The 20,409-nt window shown below is 72.6% G+C and carries 3 protein-coding genes; all 3 read right to left on the bottom strand.

Annotated elements, in window-relative coordinates; genetic code table 11:
• Positions 1 to 34: 34 nt before the first annotated feature.
• Genes ACQEVM_RS14225 through ACQEVM_RS14215 form a run of 3 tightly spaced genes read right to left on the bottom strand, consistent with a single transcriptional unit; the run spans position 35 to position 20,000 of the window.
• On the bottom strand, positions 35 to 9,280 hold the full coding sequence (locus ACQEVM_RS14225; RefSeq protein WP_433078552.1) for an SDR family NAD(P)-dependent oxidoreductase: 9,246 nt from the start codon (positions 9,278 to 9,280) through the stop codon (positions 35 to 37).
• The gene (locus ACQEVM_RS14220) at positions 9,277 to 18,783 is read right to left on the bottom strand and encodes an amino acid adenylation domain-containing protein (RefSeq protein WP_433078550.1); all 9,507 of its coding nucleotides are present in this window, start codon (positions 18,781 to 18,783) and stop codon (positions 9,277 to 9,279) included. The genes ACQEVM_RS14225 and ACQEVM_RS14220 overlap by 4 nt, the downstream gene beginning before the upstream one ends.
• Positions 18,780 to 20,000 carry an aromatic ring-hydroxylating oxygenase subunit alpha gene (locus tag ACQEVM_RS14215; RefSeq protein ID WP_433078548.1) on the bottom strand — a complete coding sequence of 407 codons (1,221 nt, stop codon included), beginning with the start codon at positions 19,998 to 20,000 and terminating at the stop codon, positions 18,780 to 18,782. Before ACQEVM_RS14215 ends, ACQEVM_RS14220 begins: the two co-directional genes overlap by 4 nt.
• Positions 20,001 to 20,409 lie beyond the last annotated feature (409 nt).

Here is a 20,409-nt window from a genome sequence, read left to right as displayed (position 1 = left end):
CTTTCGTTCGTCCCGCCCGTCCCGCCCTGCCCGGTCATCGCTGCCCGTCCCGCTGGAGCAGCGGGCGCAACAGGGCGCTCAGGGCGGACGTGGACGGGGCGTCGTGGTCGGGGGTGGGCGGGTCGTCCCGGTCGGGGGTCGGCGGTCGACTGGCGGCCGGCGCCTCGTGGGCGGCCAGTCCGGCCGCGATGTCGTCGGCCGTGCGTGCCCGCATCAGCAGCGACGGGTCGACGGTCAGGCCGCTGCGTTGTTCGAGCACCGTGGTCAGCTCGGCGATCATCAGGGAGTCCAGGCCCAGCCCGGGCAGCGGGCGCTCCCCGGGGTCCTCCCCCAGTACGTGGACGAAGGCGTCGCGGACCCGGTCCCGCATGCCCGCGCGGTCGTGTCCGGCGCGTGTCGGTGGGGGAACGACGACGACATCGGGTCGTGCCCGCGGCGGCGTGGGCGTGGGCTCGGCGACGGAGTCGACGGGCTCGGACTCGACGGGCTCCACGGGCTCCGCCGGGGTGGTGGCAGGGCTTCCGGGGAAGATCACGGCGCCGCCCGTCCGCAGGTGGTCGACGAAGGCGTCCAGGGCCCGGTCGGCGCCGATCGAGTGGGCGGCGGAGAAGGACGCGTCCGCTTTCATGCCGATGCCCGTCCAGTTGGGCCAGGCGTGCGCGGTGACGGTCGTGACGGCGCCGTTCTCCTGTTCGGCGAGGGCCAGTTGGTAGGCGTTCGCGAGGCTGTAGTCGACCAGTCCCCGGCCGGCCATGGCCTGCGTGCCGGCGATCGAGGACACCAGGACGACGAAGTCGGCGCCCTCCTCCTTCCCCAGCCGTACGACGTTCAGCGAGCCGGGGACCTTGGGGGTGAGCACCTTCTCGGCGTCGCTCCACGGCCGACGGTGCATCGCCCCGAACGGATGGACACCGCCGGAGGAGTGCACCACGCCGACCAGCCGGCCCCAGCGCCCGCCCAACCGTCCGGCGACCGCGGCGAGCGCCTCGGGGTCGGACACGTCGCAGGGCACGTAGTCGACCTCGGCGCGCGCCGCAAGGTCCCGCAGGACCTCGGAACGCGCGGGATCGAGGGCCGACCGGCCGATGATGCCGATGCGCTTGGCTCCCCGGTCGATCAGCCGTTCGGTCAGGCGCAGTCCCACCGCGCCCAGTCCTCCGGTGACCAGGCAGTACCCGTCGGGGGGCAGGGCGTACGGCGCGCCGGGCACCGCCGGCACGGAGTGCGGCGCGTACCGGACGCCCCGTCGGTGGGCGACGACGACCGTGTCGCCGCCGGCATCCGTCCCGGCCTGGGTCCGGGTCCCGGCTTCGATGTCCGTCACGGCCGCCAGGGCGCCGTACTCGGCTGCCAGGCGATCGGCGAGCGTCTCGGCGGATTCGGCGGGGTCCAGGTGCACGACCGCGGTGGGCCTGCGGCCCTCGGCTCCGGCGGACCGTACGGCCATGGCCATGGCAGCCCGCTCGGGGCGCAGGCTGCCGCGCTCTTCGGGCTGCACGGCGGCGGCGTGGAAGCCGGCCCACAGCATTGCCCCGCGCGCGGGCAGCGTCGCCACGATGCCGGTCAACTCTGCCCAGAACAAGCTGAGTTCGTCGGTTCCGTGCCTTGGGCTGCCCTGGGTGCCGATCACGATGGCCCCGTCCGCCCGGCGGCCGGACTCGACCACGGTCAGGCCCCGCCTCCGGAGCGCCGCCGTCAGCGCGCGCCCGAGCTCGGGATCGGCCGTGACCAGGCGTACCGCGCCCGAGCCCGGGCCGGGGGCCGAACCGTGAGCGGGGGCGGGGGGCAGCTCCCGGACTCGCCATTCGACGCGCACCGCCTCGACCCCTGTCGGCGGCAGGTCGGACGCGGGGGCCGACGGGCCGGTGGTGTGCCAGTACGCATCCCGCGCGAACGGGTACGTGGGGAGGTCCGTGACGCGGGCACCGACGGCGGAGAGCGCGGGCCAGTCGATGTGCGCGTAGCCGACCGCGGTCAACTCGGCGGCGCCGACGGATGCGTGGGGTCCCGCGGTCGACCCGGCGCGGAGCGCCGCCGCTTCGGCGGTCAGGTCGACGTCGACCCGGACGGGGCGGATGCGGCCGGCGGCGACGGAGCGCAGCGCGGTGGCGAGTTCGGCGGCGGTTCGCCCGTGGACGGCGGTCTGGAACTCCAGTGGGGAGCGGCCGGTGTTGGCGGTGTGGCAGAGGTCGGCGGTCTCCCGGGCGTCACGTGCGACGTCGAACCGGTCGGCGTAGGCGCCCGCCAGTGACCGCAGCGCCGACTCGTCAGCCCCACTCACCCGCACCACGAACGAATCCTGAACCGGCACCTCACGCATCGACGGAACCGGAGGCTCTTCGACGATGACGTGGGCATTCACCCCACCCATCCCGAACGCGCTCACCGCCGCCCGACGCGGACCACCCTCACGCGGCCACTCCACCGCACGATCAGCCAGATAGAACGGCGTCTCCTCGAACCGAATGTGATCATTGGGCCGCACCACATGCAGCGACGGCGGAACCACCCCGTGCTCCATCGAGAGGAGCACCTTCACCAGACCCGCCAGACCCGCCGCCGGCTCCAGATGACCCACATTCCCCTTCAACGAACCGATCGCACAGAACTGCGACCTGTCCGTCACCCCACGCCACGCACGGGTCAGACCCTCCACCTCGATCGGATCACCCAGACCCGTCCCCGTCCCATGCGCCTCCACCAGACCGATCGACTCCACCGACACCCCCGCATCCCCCAACGCCGCGGAGATCACCTCCTGTTGCGCCGCACTGCTCGGAACCGTCAACCCACTGGTGCGACCACCGTGGTTGACCGCACTGCCCTTGATCACACCCCGGATCCGGTCACCGTCCCGCAAAGCGGCCCGGAGCGGCTTCACCACCACCGTCACCACACCCTCACCCGGCACGAAACCATCCGCCCCCGCATCGAACGGCCGGGACGCACCCGAGGGTGACAGGGCCCGCAGGTTTCGCATCGCGACGTAGTGCAGTGGGGACATGCCGACGCGGACGCCGGCCACGATCGCCTGCTCGCACTCACCGTCGCGGATGCTGCGCACCGCCGTGTGCAGCGCGACCAGCGACGACGAACACAACGTGTCGATCGTCATGCTCGGCCCGTGCAGATCCAGGAAGTAACTCACCCGGTTCGCGAGGAACGCGTTGTGGTTGCCGAGGCCGCTGGGGGCGTCCAGCTCCGGCTCGATGTTGTAGTCCTTGTAGTGCTGGTAACTGGCGCCCACGAACACGCCCGTAGAGGAGGACAGTTGTCTGGGCGGCAGGCCGGCCGACTCCAGTGCCTCCCAGACGGTGCGGAGCAGCCAGCGGACCTGCGGGTCGAGGACCTCCGCCTGCTTGGGGAAGAAGTCGAAGAACCGGGCGTCGAACTCCTCGACGTTGTCGAGGAATCCGCCCATGTCGGGCTCGTGACCGCCCGCGTACCGTCCCCAGCGGTGCGCGGGTGCCGGGTGGATCTCCTCGCCGGCGTCGGCCAGGAGCGACCAGAGCCGTTCCGGGTCAGAGGCACCGGGAAGCGCCAGGGCCAGGCCGATGACGGCCATGTCCTCGGCAGCCGCCGTGTCTTCGAGGACCGCCGGACCAGCGGTGGCCGAGGCCGCGCCGGGGGCCTCCGCCTCGATGGCCTCGACCGGGGCTGTGCCCGCGTCCGCGTCCGGGTCTGTGGTGAACGCGCCGTCGGCCGCCGGCTCCGCGACATGCGCGGCGAGGGTACGGCAGTCCGCGGCGTCCAGGACGTCCGTCGGGCTCAGTCCCACCCCGTACCGCGTCTCGATGTCGGCCGCGATGGCCGTCGCGAGCATGGAGTCGAGGCCCGCGGCGGACAGCGAGGTGGTCGCGGTGACACCCGGGTCGTGCAGGACGTTGCGTACCAGCGAGACGATCGCCGCCTCCGATGCCGCGGCCCGCGGCGTGCGGCGCGCGGGACGAGAGGGCGGCGCGGCGTCGGCTGCCACCGTCCGGTACTCGACTTCGTCGAGCCGGGCCAACACCCGGCCGTCGGCGGCGAACAGCGTCGCGTCGCCGCGCCGCGTGCCGTCGCTCGCGGGCTCGGCGCCTTCGAGCAACACGAACACCGTGCGCGCCGGATCCGCCCAGCGGGTCGCCCGGCCGATGGAGACCGGCAGATGGGTGGCCGACGGGGCCGCGGGGTCCGCGAGCGTGAGCACGGCCATGGCCTGGAGGGCCGCGTCGATCGCGACCGTCTGCGCCTCCAGCGGGCTGTCGGTGGGAACGTCGACGCGTACGAGCACTCGGCCCGGCTCGTAGTACACCTCGGTGATGGAGCGGAGCGGGGCGGCGAGTTCCATGCCCTTCGCCGCGAACCAGGCGTAGAGGCCGTCCGGTTGCAGGGTCCGGCCGAGGCCGGCCCGCAGTGCGTCCACGTCGACGGCGGCGGGCTCCGGGCCCGCCGGGGTGTCGGCGGTGGTGAGTCGGGCGATGACCCGGTCGGCGTGACGGAAGGAGGCCGGTCCGTCGCGGGAGGGGTCGTCCAGGTCACTGGTGAGGGGATGGGTTCCGGTTCCCCGGCCCGTGAAGGCGATCCGGCGCAGGACGTCGCCCGAGCGCAGCCCGATGGCCACGGGCAGTGCCCCGGGCACGGTGTCCTCGCCCAGCACCCGGTGGGCGGGCGCGAGTCGGCGCAGGGCAGCGGCCACGTCCTGCGCGGCGGGCCCGGCCGGTGGGACGGGCGGGGACGTCACCGCGGTGTCGGCAGGAGTCCCGAACGGGTAGGGCGGCAGGGCACGGTGGCGTGCCGGCCGGCCCGGGTACACCTCGGCCCAGTCGACGGTGCCGCCGCCGACGTAGCGCAGGGCCGGCCCGCTGAGCCCGGTCGAGGCGCTCTCCACCAGCCTGTCGCCGCGTACGACGGTGCCGGGTGCCCGGTCCGCCAGGCGCAGCGCCGTGGCCAAGCCGGTGCTCAGTTCGTCGGCCGTGGTTCCCAGGACCGCGACCCGGTGGGCCCGATGGTCGCGTCCGATGGCACTGGAGCGACACAGGGCGCGCAGGTCGTCCGCGGTCCCCTGCGGCAGCAGCGGGCGGACGTCCGCCATGCGTCGGAGCAGGGCTTGCGGGGTGTGGGCGGACAGGACCAGCAGATGCTCGTGCCGTGCGGAGGCGGCGTTCGGGGCATCGTGGCCGGACTGCCCGTGCTCGGGTTCCCCGAGGTACTCCTCCACGACGATGTGCGCGTTGGTGCCGCCCATGCCGAAGGAGCTGATCCCCGCCCGGCGCGGACCGTCCGAGGTCCATGGCCGTGGCTCGACCGGAATCACGAACGGTCCGGTGGACAGGTCGAGGTGGCTGCTGGGGGTCTCGTGGCCTGCGACGGGCGGTATCTCCCGGTGTCGCAGGGACAGCAGCACCTTCAGCAGGCCGGCGAGCCCGGCCGCGGGCTCCAGGTGTCCGATGTTTCCCTTCACCGTGCCGATGTGGCACGGGCCGGTGCGGTCCGGGTCGTCACCGAACACCTCGGTCAGCGCGGCGATCTCGATCGGGTCGCCGAGCCGGGTCGCGGTGCCGTGCGTCTCGATCAGGGAGACGTCCGCCGGGGCCAGTCCGGCGTCGGCGAGCGCGGCCCGGACGACAGCGGCCTGGGCCTCGCTGCGGGGCACCGGCAGGGCGCTGCCACGGCCCCCGTGGTTGACGGCCGTACCGCGGATGACGCCCCAGATCCGGTCACCGTCCCGTTCCGCGTCCGCGAGCGGCTTCAGCATCACGGCCAACGCGCCCTCGCCGGGCAGGAATCCGTCCGCCCGCTCGTCGAAGGGCCGCGGCAGGGTCTCGGACAGCGCGCCGAGCCGGCTCAGGCTGCGGTAGTACCAAGGGGTCAGACCGACCTGGCAGGCTGCCACGATGGCGGCGCCACAGTGCCCCGCACGCAGCGCGGCGACCGCCTGCTGGATGGCGACGAGCGAGGACGAGCAGAGGGTGTCCACGGTCTGCGACGGGCCGGTGAGGTCCAGCGCGTACGAGATGCGGTTGGCCAGTACCGCGTTCATGGAGCCGAGCGCGGTGTGCGGTCCGACGGTCTCCAGACCCTGCGTGTCGCGGTGGTGGGTGTAGGTGGCGCCGACGAAGACGCCGATGTCGCGGCGGTCGGCGAGAGCGCTGTCGTCCCGTACCGTCCAGGCGTGTTCCAGCAGCAGCTTCTGTTGTACGTCCATGTCCTCGGCCTCGCGTACCGAGATGCCGAAGAAGCTCGGATCGAAGCGGTCGATGCCCGAGACGAACGCGCCGGTGCGGCAGTAGGTGCCCGTCATGCGGGGGCCGCGCGGCTCGAAGTGGGTGTCGATGTCCCAGCGTTCGGCCGGGACCTCGGTGAACGCGTTGCCGCCCGAGCGGAGCAGGTCCCACAGCTCCGCCGCGCCCCCGGCGGCGCCCGGCAGGTCACCGGAGACGGCGACGATCGCCACGTCCGCGTCACGGCCGTCGGCCCGCGTGCGGCGCCGCGGTGTCGGGAGCGGGCGGTCGGGGACGGAGGCCGGGAGCGCCTCGCCGGGGCGGGTGGGTTCGAAGGGCCTTACCGGGTCGGCAGGCTCGGAGGGTTCGACCCGCCGGGAGGGCTCGACCGGGTGGGAGGCCTCGAGGGACCCGGCCGGCTCGGGGGGTTCCGGCGCGGCCACCGCGGTGGCCGCGCCGTAGCGGTCGGTCAGGGCCTGCACCAGTTCGGCGAACTCGCCGTACTCCAGGAAGAGCGTCGCCGGGAGGTGTATGCCCCACCTGCGGGACAGCTCCTCCGACAGCTCGACGCTCATGATCGAGCTCATGCCGTAGTCCGTCAGGGGGGTGTCGCGGTCGAAGGAGGCGACACCGAGCCGCTCGGTGAGGAACCGCTCCAGGCCGTCGGCGACGTGTTCCCCGGCGCCCGTGCCCGACCCGCGGGCACTGCCGGACCCGTCGGCCGTGTCCCGTACGCCGGCACGTGCCTCGGCCGGTACGACGGAGGGTGCTTCGGCTTCGGCTTCCGCGGCCTCCGGCTCGATCATCTCGTCGTCGGCGTCCGGGTGGGCGACGACGACCTGGCGGGGGTCCTCCGCCGACCCCAGTACCGCGATGAGGGCGTCCAGACCCTCCGCGGTGCCGAGCGGCCGGACGCCGCGCCGCCGCAGCTGCTCCGCGACGGCCGTGCCCATGCCCACCTCGCCCCACAGGCCCCAGTCGATGCTCAGCCACGGCGAGCCGTGTGCCTGCGCGAAGGCGTCGAGGTAGGCGTTGGCCGCGGCGTACCCGGCCTGCCCGAGGTTGCCGAACGTGCCGGAGACCGACGCGAACAGCACGGCGAAGTCCAGGTCCTGCCCGGCCACCGCGGTCGCCAGCTCGCGGACTCCGTCGACCTTGGGCCGCATCACCGCGGCGATGTCCTCGGCGGTGGCGCTGCGGATCAGGCCGTCCTTGAGCGTGCCGGCGGCGTGAACGACGCCGTGCAGCTCGCCGTACTCCGCGCCGGCCCGCCGCACCACGGCCGCAAGTGCGCCGGGGGTGGTGACGTCCGCGCTGTAGGAGACGACCTCGCAGCCGTGTGCGCGGATCGCGGCCGTCCGCTGCCGGTCGACGGCCGCCGCGCCGGAGCGGCTGACCAACGCGACGACGCCGGCGCCGTCCCGTGCGAACCTGTCGGCGACCTCCAGGCCCAGACCGCCGTGCCCGCCGAGGATGAGGTAGCGCCCGCCCTGCCTGACCGGCCCCGGACGTGAGCGGGGCGCGGCGTGCGCGGAACGGTCGCGGACCCGGACGGGTACCCGGCGGACACCCTGCCGGTAGCCGGTCTCGGTCGGGCCGTCGCCGTCGCCGAGTTCCGCGAGGAGCGCGTGGAGGGCGTCGTCGGAGGACCGGTCGATGTCGACGAGGCGGGGGCGCAGGCCCGAGTACTCGATGGCGGCGGTACGCAGGAAGCCCCACAGGGCGGCGCGCGCGGGCACCGGCCGGTCTCCGTCCGCGACCGCTTGCCCGTCCCGGGTCACCACGAGGAAGCGGCCCTTGCGCTGCCGCTCGCCGAGGGTCCGCAGGGCGGCCAGGCAGCCGTAGAGGCCGAGGCGGAGTTCCGTCTCCTCCGCCCGGGCGTCGTCGGACGCCTCGCCGGCGTTCCACAGGTGCACCACACCGGCGATCGGGTCCCCGACCTCGTCCCAGAGCTGCTGGAACGCCTCCTCGTCCGGCCGCGCAAGCATCCGCAGGTCGCGGTGACCGTCGCCGGCCCGTTCCTGTGCGTGGTCGTGCGCCCGCGGTCCGGACGGGCCGATGCCGACCTCCACCACGCGGGCGCCGTCGGCCCGCAGCCGTCCGGCGGCGCGCGCGCCGAGGCCGTCCGTGCCGGCGTCGTGCAGCACCACCCAGGTGCCGGTCACCGGCTCGATCCGGGCGGCGTCCGGCGGTGCCGAACGCCACACGATCCGGCTGATGGGCAGCGCGGCCGGGCGTGCCGGGGCCGAGGCGGCGGTCGGTCGCGAGACGGCGGCCGTTCGTCGCATGCGGAGCCCCTCGAACTCCGCGGCGACCTCCTGGGAGGGCCCCAGCAGAGTCGCGTCGGCGGTCGCGTACGCGCCGTCGACGCCGGTGCGGCGCACCAGGACGGTGGCACCGGTCGACAGCGCCGACAGGTCGGTGAGGACCCGGAACCGGGTGATTCCGATCGGCAGCATGGGGTGGGGTCCGTCCGCTCCCGTGAGGTCCTGGAGGGCGCAGCTCACGACCTGGAACACCCCGTCCACCAGGAGTGGATGCGCGTACCAGGGCACGGGCTCGGCGTCGGACCTCAGCGTCGCCCTGGCCACGCCGTCGTCTCCGACGGAGAGGTCGCGGACGGTACGGAAGTCGGGCCCGTACCGGAGGCCCTCGCGTGCCCAGCTGTCGTACAGCCGGTCCGGGGCGATGGTGCGTGCGCCGGTGATCCGCGGTTCGGGAACGGTGTCGGCGGTGGGGGCCGGGACGTCGCCCGGGAGCAGCAGTCGACCGGTACCGCCGGACAGCGGCTTGCGTTCGCCGGCCACGACCGTGCTCAGTTCGAAGCGGGTCCGCGGCCCGAAGGACACGTCGAGGCGGACGGGAGCCGTCGCGTCGTCGCTGATGGTGAGGGGCCGCAGGAACGTCACGTCGGTGAGTTCCAGCGGGGTGAACGGCCTGCGTCGGGCGACTCCCACCATCGCCATCTCGAGCTGCACCGCGGCGGGCAGCAGCCCGGCGCCGGCGGAGCGGTGTTGGGCGATGAAGGGCTCCTGGCCCGTGAACGTCTTCTCGTACGTCTCGTCCGGGTACGTCACTGTCCCTCGCTCCGGTGCTCGTAGTGACGGTCGAACAGCGGGTGGCCGACGGTGCTCGTCGCGGCGCCGCCGTGGCGTGCGGCGGGCACGATCAACTCCTGCCGGTTGAAGGGGTAGGTGGGAAGGGTGATGGTCCGTTGCCCCTTCCCCGCATGAACCCCGGACCAGTCCAGATCACCCGACGTCGCATTCACATACGCCGCCAACGACCCGTGCACCTCAACCTGATCCACCCGATCCCGCCGCAACGTGCCCAACCACACCGGCTGCTCCCCCACCCACGAAGCACGAGCCAACGACGTCAACTGCGGATGCGAACCGATCTCCCACACCACCCCCGCACCCACCCCCGACACCGTCGCCACCGCCTCACCAAAACGAACCGGCTCACGAATCGCCCGACCCCAATACCCCGGATCCACCACCGACCCCGCCGAATGCCAACCACCCGACACCGACGACACAAACCCGATCACCGGAGCCGACAACCCCACACCCCCCACCGCCTCCACAAAAGGCCCCACCGCACCCTCCATCAACACCGAATGAAACGCATGACTCACCCCCAACGGAACACACCGCAAACCCGACCCCGAACAAAACTCCGCCACCACACCCGCCGGCCCCGAAACCGTCACCACCCGCGGCCCATTGAAAGCCGCCACCTCCACCCCCGGAAACCCCGCCAAAGCCTCCACCACAACCCCCACATCCCCATGCACCACAGCCATCGCACCCCGACCCGGCTGCCCCTCCATCAACTCCCCACGCAACACCGTCAACCGCAACAGATCCCCCAACCCCAACACACCCGCAGCCCACGCAGCCGTCAACTCACCCAGACTGTGACCCACCACCGCACCCGCACGAACCCCCACCGACTCCAACCAACGCACCAACCCCACCTGCACACAAACAATCCCCACCTGCGCATACCGCGTCCGATCCAACCCCCCACCCACACCACCGAACAACACATCCAACAAAGGCACATCCAAATGCCCCACCAACACATCCGCACACTCATCCAACGCAGCCCGAAACACCGGCTCCGTCACATACAAACCCCGCCCCATACCCACATACTGCGAACCCTGACCCGTAAACATGAACACATTCGAAACCGAAACACCCCCCCTGCGAGAAACAGCCGCCCGACCCCCCGCCACATCCCGCAAACCAGCCCTCACCGCACCCGCATCAACACCCGACACCACCGCACGAAAACGATGACCCGCACGACCCACATTCGCCGAGAAAGCGAAATCCCCCAACACCTCCCCGGAAACACCCACCAACCCATCCGCATACACACCCGCAAGCGACCGCAACGCCGACTCGTCAGCCCCACTCACCCGCACCACAAACGAATCCTGAACCGGCACCTCACGCACCGACGGAACCGGAGGCTCCTCCACGATCACGTGGGCATTCACCCCACCCATCCCGAACGCGCTCACCGCCGCCCGACGCGGACCACCCTCACGCGGCCACTCCACCGCACGATCAGCCAGATAGAACGGCGTCTCCTCGAACCGAATGTGATCATTGGGCCGCACCACATGCAGCGACGGCGGAACCACCCCGTGCTCCATCGCCAAAAGCACCTTCACCAAACCCGCCAAACCCGCCGCCGGCTCCAGATGACCCACATTCCCCTTCAACGAACCGATCGCACAGAACTGCGACCTGCCCGTCACCCCACGCCACGCACGCGTCAGACCCTCCACCTCGATCGGATCACCCAGACCCGTCCCCGTCCCATGCGCCTCCACCAGACCGATCGACTCCACCGACACCCCCGCATCCCCCAACGCCGCGGAGATCACCTCCTGTTGCGCCGCACTGCTCGGAACCGTCAACCCACTGGTGCGACCACCGTGGTTGACCGCACTGCCCTTGATCACACCCCGGATCCGGTCACCGTCCCGCAAAGCGGCCCGGAGCGGCTTCACCACCACCGTCACCACACCCTCACCCGGCACGAAACCATCCGCCCCCGCATCGAACGGCCGCAGGGCGTTGGACGGGGAGAACGAGCGCAGGCGCGAGCCCAGTTGGAAGTACTGGGGCGACATGGCCAGGTGCACGCCGGCCACGACCGCCTGGTCGCACTCACCGTCGCGGATGCTGCGCACCGCCGTGTGCAGCGCGACCAGCGACGACGAACACAACGTGTCGATCGTCATGCTCGGCCCGTGCAGATCCAGGAAGTAACTCACCCGGTTCGCGAGGATCGCGTTGTGGTTGCCCAGGCCCGCCGCCGTCTGTACGACGTCCCCGACGACCGTGTCGCGGTAGTGCTGGTAACTGGCGCCCACGAACACGCCGGTGGAGCGTTGAGGTTTCCCCGCCAGGCCGGCGTCCTCCAGGGCCCGCCAGGCGGACTGGACGAGATGCCGCTGTTGGGGATCGATCCACGCCGCCTCCGCCGGTGACAACCGGAAGAACCCGGGGTCGAACTCGGCCAGCCCCTGGACGAAGCCCGCGCGCCTGAGGTAGACGGTCCCGGGTTCGCCGTCCGTCCCGTAGTACGCGTCGATGTCCCAGCGGGACTTCGGCACCTCGGTCAGGCAGTCCTCGCCCTCCACCAGGACCCGCCAGAGTTCCTCGACGCTCTCGGCGTTCGGGAACACTCCGTCGAAACCGATGACGGCGATGTCGTGCCGGTCCGCGTCATCGGGTGCCGGGTCCCCCGGCTGCTGCCCGGCTGCCGGCGCCTGGATCTGCTTCGCGACCGCGACCGCGACCGGGGCCGGGGCCGGCACCGGCACCGGTGCTTGGACGGGTACCGCGCGCTCCTCGGGTTCGGGCGTCCGCGGGGCATCGCCCGCGAGCGGGGGGCCGCCGTCGGCGGGGGCCGCGGTGACTCCGTACTCGTCTCGCAGTTCGGCGGCCAGCCGGTCGACCGTGCCGACTTCCAGGACCAACGTGACGGGGATGTCCACGCCCAGCTTGGCCCGGATGTCCTGGGCCAGCGACACCGCGAGCATCGAGTCGAGCCCCTGCTCCTGGAGCGGGCGGTCCGTCTCCAGTGCGTCGACGTCAAGCTCGAGGGCTGCCGCCACCCACCGGGCCAGCGTCGCTTCGAGACCCCCGGTCGTCGGGCGGCCGGGGGCAGGCACGGGACGGTGGCCGTTGGAGACGGCGGTGGAGACCGTACCCGGGTCGCGTGCCGGGACCGGCGCGGGACGGTGCCCGTCCCGCGCGTCGCCGCCCGAGCCTTCCGCGCCTTCCGCGCCTTCCGGCGAGGGTGCCGGGGACAGCCGCTTCCAGGTGATCCCGCGGGCCTCCAGTACGGGTTCGTCGCCGTCGAGGACCACCAGGCTCGCGGTCAGCAGGCCGGAGTCCGGGCCGCCGTCCCGGTCGCGGCGGGCGTACACCCTGGCGGTGTCGGGAAGCCGGCCGAGGACGGTGAGGCGTTCGACGGTGAACGGAACGTACAGCCCCTGCGCACCACACGCGGCGAGCGCGATCTGGAACGCTCCGTCCAGGAGCCGGGCGTCCACGGCGCCGGTGGTCGGACCGACGCCGCGCAGCACGCCGGTGGCCTGCCCGGGTGCCACGGAGAGCGAGGTCACGGTCCGAAAGCCCGTCCCGTAGCCGAGCCCGGCGCGCTCGAAGGCCTCGTACATCGCGCCGAGCGCGACGGGGGTGAAGCCGTCGGCGCTGGACGGTGCGGTGAGCAACGGCTGTTCGGGCGCGGTCACCTCGGTGTTGGCGACCAGTGCTCCGGTGCCGTCGCGAAAGGCGATCGTGTCGTTGTCCCGCTCGGCGGTGAGGGTCGCGGGGGTCTCGACGGCCGCCCGGAAGGTGAGGTCCCGCAGACCGAACCGATCGCGTCCGAGCAGTTCGGCGATCTTGCCGGGGTAGCCGGCGCCGGGCAGTGTCGGCTTGCCGAGGACCACGTGCTCGGCGGCTTCCGGATGTTGCGTCCAGGTGTTCTTCGTACGGCCGGGCACGGCCTGCCGTACGGCGGTGTTCGGCTGCTCGGCGGGCTCCAGCCACAGGTACTTCTCGGCGTGCGGCCGGGTCGGGAAGCGCACGCCGGACAGGCGGCGCGGTCCGGCGGGCAGGTCGGCGCCGTCGACGAACGCGCGGGCTGCCGCGTCGAGCGTCCGGCGGTCGGCGACGGCGGCGAGGGACCCGTCGTGGGTGCGCGCCGCCCGGGAGGCGACTCCCACGTGCAGGGAGCGGGTGTCGGCGACCCCGGCCAGGAACAGCCGGACCTTGTCCTCCAACTGCTCCACGCTGTCCGCCACGCAGGCCAGCCGGTGGGCTCCCGCCGGGCGCTGCCGGCTCGCCTCGCTCAGTGCGTCCAGGGACGGGCAGTAGGAGGAGCGCAGCATCAGCACCAGCCGGTGGGCCAGCGTGCGCAGCGCCTCGTCCGAGCCCGCGGAGAGGACCAGCAGCCGCGGGCCGGGTTCGTCGCGTTCCGGTGCGGTGGCGGGGCCGGCTTCGAGGACGACGTGGGCGTTCGCGCCGCCGAAGCCGAAGCTGCTGACGCCCGCGACGCGCGGGCCGCTCCCCCACGGCCGGGGCCGGTCGGCCACGAAGAGGGGCGAGCCGTCGAAGTCGAAGGAGGTGTTGGGGGTGCTGAAGTTCAGCGACGCCGGGATGTGGCCCGCTTGGAGCGTCAGGATCGTCTTGATCAGTCCGGCGATGCCCGCGGCCGGCTCCAGGTGGCCGATGTTGGTTTTCACCGAGCCCACGGCGACGGGTTGCCGGCCGGCCGGTCCGCCCAGGACCGCGTGCAGGGCTTCGAGTTCGATGAGGTCGCCGAGCTGGGTGCCGGTGCCGTGGGCCTCGATGTAGCCGATGTCGGCGGCCGTGCGCCCGGAGCCGGCCAGCGCCTTGCGCAGTACGGCTTCCTGGGCCGGCCTGCTGGGGGCGGTGAGGAAGCCGGCGCTGCCTCCGGTGTGGTTGACGGCGGTGCCGCGGATCACGGCCAGGACGGCGTCGCCGTCGCGTTCGGCGTCGGCGAGCCGTTTGAGGATGACGGCGCCCGCGCCCTCTCCTCGTACGTAGCCGTCGGCGCCGTCGTCGAAGGCGCGGCACGTCCCCTGGGGGGACAGCATCCCGTTGCGGACGAAGGAGCGCGTCTTGGCCGGAGTGAGGACCAGGTTGGCGGCCCCGACCACGGCGGCGTCCACGTCGCCCGCCCGCAGGTGCATGGCCGCCTGGTGCAGGGCGACGAGGGAGGACGAGCAGGCCGTGTCGACGGCGAAGCTCGGCCCGGACCAGTCGAAGACGTGCGACAGCCGGTTGGCGAGCAGGGACGGGGCGGTGCCCGTCGCCACGTGCGGGTCGTCGTGCCCGATGCTCCGTGCCACCAACTCCGGGAAGTCGCTCGCGATGGCGCCGACGAAGACGCCGGTGGCGGCACCGAGGGAGGTGTGGTCGTGGCCGCCGCTCTCCAGGGCCTCCGCGGTGACGCTGAGCAGGATCCGCTGGAGGGGATCCATGCGGCGGGCCTCGCGGTCGGTGAGTCCGAAGCGGGCGGCGTCGAAGTACTCGACACCGTCCACCCAGCCCATCCGTACGTCGTCGGTGCCGGTCTCGGACCACAGGTGGGCCCAGCCGCGCTTGCCGTCCGGGGCGTTCCCGACGCTGGACACCCCGTCGACGAGGTTCTGCCAGAACTCGTCGGGAGTGGCGGCTCCGGGGAACCGGCACGCCATGCCGATGACGGCCAGGGCGCCGTCGTCGGCGGCCGGCCGAGTGGGCTCCGCGGGCGCGGACACCGCGGACACGACGGGGTCCGGCCGCGCGGGTGAGGTCGCCACCCGCTCGCTCGTGGCGGGTTCCGTCGCGAGGGGCTCGGGACGCGCCGGCTCCGGGGCGGTCGTGACGGGGACTTCGGTCTCCGGGCCGCCGAGCAGCGGTACCACTCCCTCCGCGCCCAGCAGCCGGGCCAACTTCACCGGGGTGCCGGAGGCGAAGATCGACGGGGCGGTGAGGTCGACGCCCAGCTCACGGCTGAGCCGGACGGCGGCGGACGTGACGTTGACCGAGTCGCCGCCCAGGTCGAAGAAGTTGGCGTGCACGTCGAAGGAGGGAAGGTCCAGCGTGGCCGCGAACATCGCCGCGATCGAGTCGGCGAGCGCTTCCGCCGTCACCGGAGCCGTCGCCGGAGTGGCCGGTACCGGAGTGGCCGTCGCGGGCGTGATCGTCGCGGGCGTGATCGTCGCGGGCGTGATCGTCGCGGGCGTGATCGTCGCAGGCGTGATCGTCGCAGGCGTGATCGTCGCAGGCGTGATCGTCGCAGGCGTGATCGTCGCAGGCTGTACGGATTCCGGGGACGTCGGCGGCTCCACGGGCTCCACCCGTGTTTCGGCGGACCCGGCGGCGGTGGGGATGATGGTCTCGCGCGTAGGCAGCGGCAGCCGGGCGCGCGCCACCTTGCCGTTGTCGGTCAGCGGCAAGGCGTCGAGGTTGACGTAGGCGTCGGGCACCATGTAGCCGGGCAGGGCGGCGCCGACGAACGCGTCGAGCCGGGACTTGACGGGCGTGCCCTCGCCCACCAGGTAGGCGGTCAGCCTCGGTTCGCCCCTCCCCTCGAACCGCGCCGCGACGACGACGGCGGCGGTGATGCCGTCGAACCTCTCCAACACCCTCTCGATCTCGGCGGGTTCGATGCGGTTGCCGCGCACCTTCACCTGGGCGTCGGCGCGGCCGAGCCACTCGATCGCGCCGTCGGCGTGCAGGCGTACCTCGTCGCCCGTCCGGTAGAGCCGTACGCCGGTCACGGGGTGGACGGTGAAGACGTCGTTCGTCAGGTCCGGCCTGCCGGCGTAGCCGCGGGCGAGTCCGGCGCCCGAGAGGTACAGCTCGCCCGTGGATCCGGCGACACACGGCTCCAACTGCCCGTTGAGGACGTGCAGTTCCGTGTGAGGCAGGGGCTCGCCGAGCGGAACGAAGGAGCCCACCGAGGTGACCCGGTGGCACGAGGTCCAGATCGTCGCCTCGGTCGGGCCGTACAGGTTCCACAGGGCGCGGGCCGCCGCATGGAGGCGCTCGGCGGTGGCGGGCGGCAGGGCCTCGCCCCCGGAGAGGACGGTCAGCCGCTCGGCGGGGGTCCAGCCGGTGCCCAGCAGCAGGCGCCACAGGCTGGGTGTCGCCTGGGCCACGGTCACCTCGGCGGTGAGCTCGGCCAGACGATAGGGGTCTCCCGCGATCTCCCGCGAGGCCAGGACCACGGTCGCGCCGGACGTGAGCGGGAGGAAGAGTTCCAGCAGGGAGATGTCGAAGGCGACCGTGGTGTGCGCGAGCACGGAGTCGTCGGGCGAGACCCCGAGGCGTTCGCCGATCCCGGTGAGGAAGTTGACCAGCGCTCCGTGCTCGACCTCCACGCCCTTGGGGTTGCCGGTCGAGCCGCTGGTGAAGAGGAGGTAGGCGAGGTCGGAGGCGGTGACCGTCGCCGGCACGGCCTGCGCGGAACCGTCCGACGCGGGTATCAGCCACGCCGGGCCCAGGGACGCGCCCAGGGCGTGGGTACGGTCGTCGGTGACGATGAGGTCGCACCGCGAGACCTCCACGTACCGCCGGAGCCGGTCCACGGGGTAGCCGGGGTCCAGGGGCAGGAAGGCCGCGCCGGCGCGCAGGATTCCGAGCAGTGCCGGGAGCAGCGCGACGTCCCGTTCCATCAGGACGGCCACCACCGAGCCGGGCTCGATGCCCTCGTCGTGCAGACGGGCGGCGACGGCGTCGGCCCAGGCGTCCAGCCCGGCGTAGTCCAGTGTGCGGGCGCCACTGCGGACGGCGATGGCGGCCGGCCGGTCCGCCGCGACGGCCGCGAACAGGTCCAGGAGCGTCCCGGGCACGGCGGGGGCGCCGGCGGTGTCCGGTCGGGACTCGGTCGGTCGCGCGTGGTGCTCGTCGGTCCGGGCGTCCCGGCTTCCTTCGGCGTGCGGAGCGGGGCCCGTCTCCTCGCCGTGGAGGAGGGCGGTCAGGACCAGGTCCTCGACCTGCTCGGTGAAGTCCAGCGCCGCGTCCGCGTCCATCGCGGTCTCGCGGACGAAGATCGTGGGCGGCCCGTCCGGCAGGCACAGCAGGGCGATCTCGGTGTGCGGTTCCGAGGACGCCTCCTCCCCGGCGCCCCGGTCCAACACCATGACGCGGGTGAAGCTCGGTTCGTCGGAGCCGAGCGGGCGCCCGGCCAGGCCGAGCCGGAGTTCGAGGTCGCCGGCGTAGCCCTGGTGGGCCGCGGCCTCGTCCAGCTTGGCCTGGAGGGAGCGGGTGGTGTCGCCGTCGAACCGTACGGGGAAGCGTGCGGCGGCGATGCCATGGGTCCGCTCGGAGAGGTCCCGCGCGGCCGAAGGCGACCAGGCGAAGTCGAAGACGTGCTCGCCGGTGCGCTCGGCGACGACGGTGAGGAAGGCGCGGACGACCGCGACCGCCTCCTCCCGCGAGGCGGGGGTGAAGGCCAGTTCGTGGCGGCTGTAGTGGGCCGCGGCGGCGGAGAAGTCGTCGGCGGGCAGCGGGGCGGGGCGCAGCCGCTCAAGGCGTGCGCGCCACCACGGCTCGTGGGGCCGCAGCGCCTTCTGGGCGGCGGCGATGTCCGCGAGGCGCTGCTCCGAGGCCGCGGGCAGCGGTGCCCCCGGGGTGATTCCGAGCCGCTGCGCGGCCGCCTGGCCGCTCAGCGCGCTCCCGTCGACGGCGTTCCAGTCGCTCAGCACGAGGTCGGCGTCCGGGGCCGCCAGGGTGATGGCGGACGTGGTCACCGACTGCACGGTGGTCCCGGTACGCGTGTCCTCGCGCGGGATCAGCCTGACCTGTCGGGTGAACACCGCACCCTGCTCGGTGACGAGGGTCGTCACCCCGAGGGGGTTCGGGAAGGAGCCGTAGTCCAGGGCCTTGGAGAGCCGTTCGGCCTCGGCGGCCGAGGTGCCCGCGTGGATGATGCCGCCGGATGCCATGCGGTCGGACCGCCGGTAGAACCGCCGCTCGCGGTCGCCCGTGTCCAGCGGCTCGGGCAGGGTCCGCGCCACGACGTGCGGGACGAGGTCGGCGAAGAGCTCGATGCCCACCTCGGCCGTCTCGTACGTCAGGGACAGGGCCGTCGAGTGGTCACGGATGGGGAACCAGCGCTCCAGCAGCACGCCGCCGGCGTCCACGGCCTCCGTCATCCGGTGCCAGGTGGCCGCGTGCCGGGACGCGCCCTCGTACAGCGCCCAGGCGGGGACGTGGCTGCCGGAGTAGCGGGGCAGCGGCCCGTCGTGGAAGTTGATCGCGGCGATGTCCGGCAGGTCGAGGACCGGGGCGGGCAGGATCCGGAAGTTGACCATGCTGAAGAGGTAGTCGAACGGCCGCGCCGACAGGGTCTGCGCCAGGTCCGCGTGCGGGTCGAGCACCGGGACGCCTTGTGTGCGGGCCCATTCGGTCACGGCGGGGTCGTCGCTGAGGATGCCCTCGATGCGCACGCCGGAGTCGAGGAGTCGGGCGGCGCACCGAGTGAGGACCCTGGTGCCGCCGATGAGGTAGCAGTTGGCTGTCGTGCTCACTCTGCGGCCTTCCCGGACTCGGCGGTGTCCTCGCCGTGCGCGGCGGCATCGTTGCCGTGCGCGAGGGTGGCCGGGGCTTCGGCGCACTCGCGGGCGACCCAGGAGTCGATCTGGGAGACGACCTCCTCGTCGAGCGAGAGCTGCCCGGGTGTCCACAGCGGGTTCGACAGGCCGCGGTGCGTGCGCTCGCACATCTCCCAGTCCTCGTGGTTCGCCTTGTCCCACAGGGCGAACACGGCTTCGTGGGAGAAGTCGCTCTTGGCGGTCTCGGAGGGGTGGAAGAGCCAGAAGTGCCGGACGAAGCAGGTGCCGGGGCTCTCTGGCCAGACCCATTGCATCATCACGTAGTCGGCCGTGAACCCGAACAGGAGGTTGGGCAGGATGGTGATCCAATTGATCTTCAGCCGGTCCCCTTCGGGAACCTGCGGCATGGGCGTCCGGCCGCTGCGCCCGGTCATGGAGACGGAGTTGTAGCCGCCGCGGATCGACTGCCACGCCCCGACGATGTCGCCCTCGAGGTCGTAGGTGCCCGCGTCGTCGAAGTCGGTGATGCGGTGCAGGTCCTTGTGGGCGGTCGGGAAGTGCAGGCTCTCGTTGACGTTGTGTGCCACGAGCTTCCAGTTCGAGGCGACCGGGTAGTCCTTCGCCTCGACGCACTCCAGGTCGGCGAGCTCGTAGACCTTCGCGAACTCGCCGAACTCGCCGAGCGAGGCGTCGAGGTCGGGGGCGTCCTCGGAGAGGGCGATGAAGACGACACCGAACCGGACTTCGGTGCGCACCGGCAGCAGACCGTTCTTCTCCTTCTCGAAGAAGTGGTCCAGGTAGGTGCCGTTGAGGCTCTTCAGCTTGCCGTTCCGGTCGTACACCCAGCAGTGGTAGAGGCACACCAGGCTCTGTCGCTTGCCCGTGGCCTCCTCGACGAGCTTGTACCCGCGGTGCCGGCAGTAGTTGTGGTAGGCCTGGATGCCGTCGTCCCCGTGGATGAGGAGGACGGAGCCGGTGCCGATGTTCAGGGTGCTGTAGGCACCCTTCTCCTTGAGGCGGGAGACGTGGTCCACCGGGAGCCAGCGCCGGCCGTAGATGCGGGACATCTCCCGCCGGTACTGCTCCTCACCGGTGTAGAACTCGTGTGACCTGCCGATGCCGCCTGTCTCGAAGTAGGGCCTTTCCTCGTCCTGGTCACTGATGAGATCGAACATGCTGGACGCACGCGTCATCTGGTGGGCTCCCTCAGAGGGTGAAGCGCATCGAATGCAGTGCCGAAATGCCATGGGCTCGGGGCCTGTGGGAAGGCCGCACCGAGCGTCGCCGGTGGCGGGACGGCAGGGTGGCCGAACGCTGATGGGGAAAGAAGTGGCCGGGCCGGGCCGGCAGGGCGCGGCGGGCTCGGTCGACGGGCACCCGGGCCCGGTCGGTGAGTGGTCGGGCCACTGCCCTGTGGTCCGACGGCTGCTCGGAGGACCGCCGGGTCGTCGGACGACGGCCGGAGCTGCGTGCGGGCGGGCCCGCCGTCCTCCGGAGTAGTCCGTCCTCCGGAGTGGTCTACACGGCTGCCTGTGCGGGGGTGGCGCGAAGCACCGGCGCGAGCGTCGGGATCGGCACGCTCGACGCACGGCACTTGGCGTT

The sequence above is a fragment of the Streptomyces sp. CA-243310 genome, from assembly GCF_050936775.1.
In the GTDB taxonomy this organism is placed as follows: Bacteria; Actinomycetota; Actinomycetes; order Streptomycetales; family Streptomycetaceae; genus Streptomyces.
This window is presented reverse-complemented; position numbering and strand designations above follow the sequence as displayed.

Excerpts from the sequence above, each read along its gene's own strand:
- ACQEVM_RS14215 (WP_433078548.1), bottom strand. The coding sequence starts at position 20,000 with ATGACGCGTGCGTCCAGCATGTTCGATCTCATCAGTGACCAGGACGAG.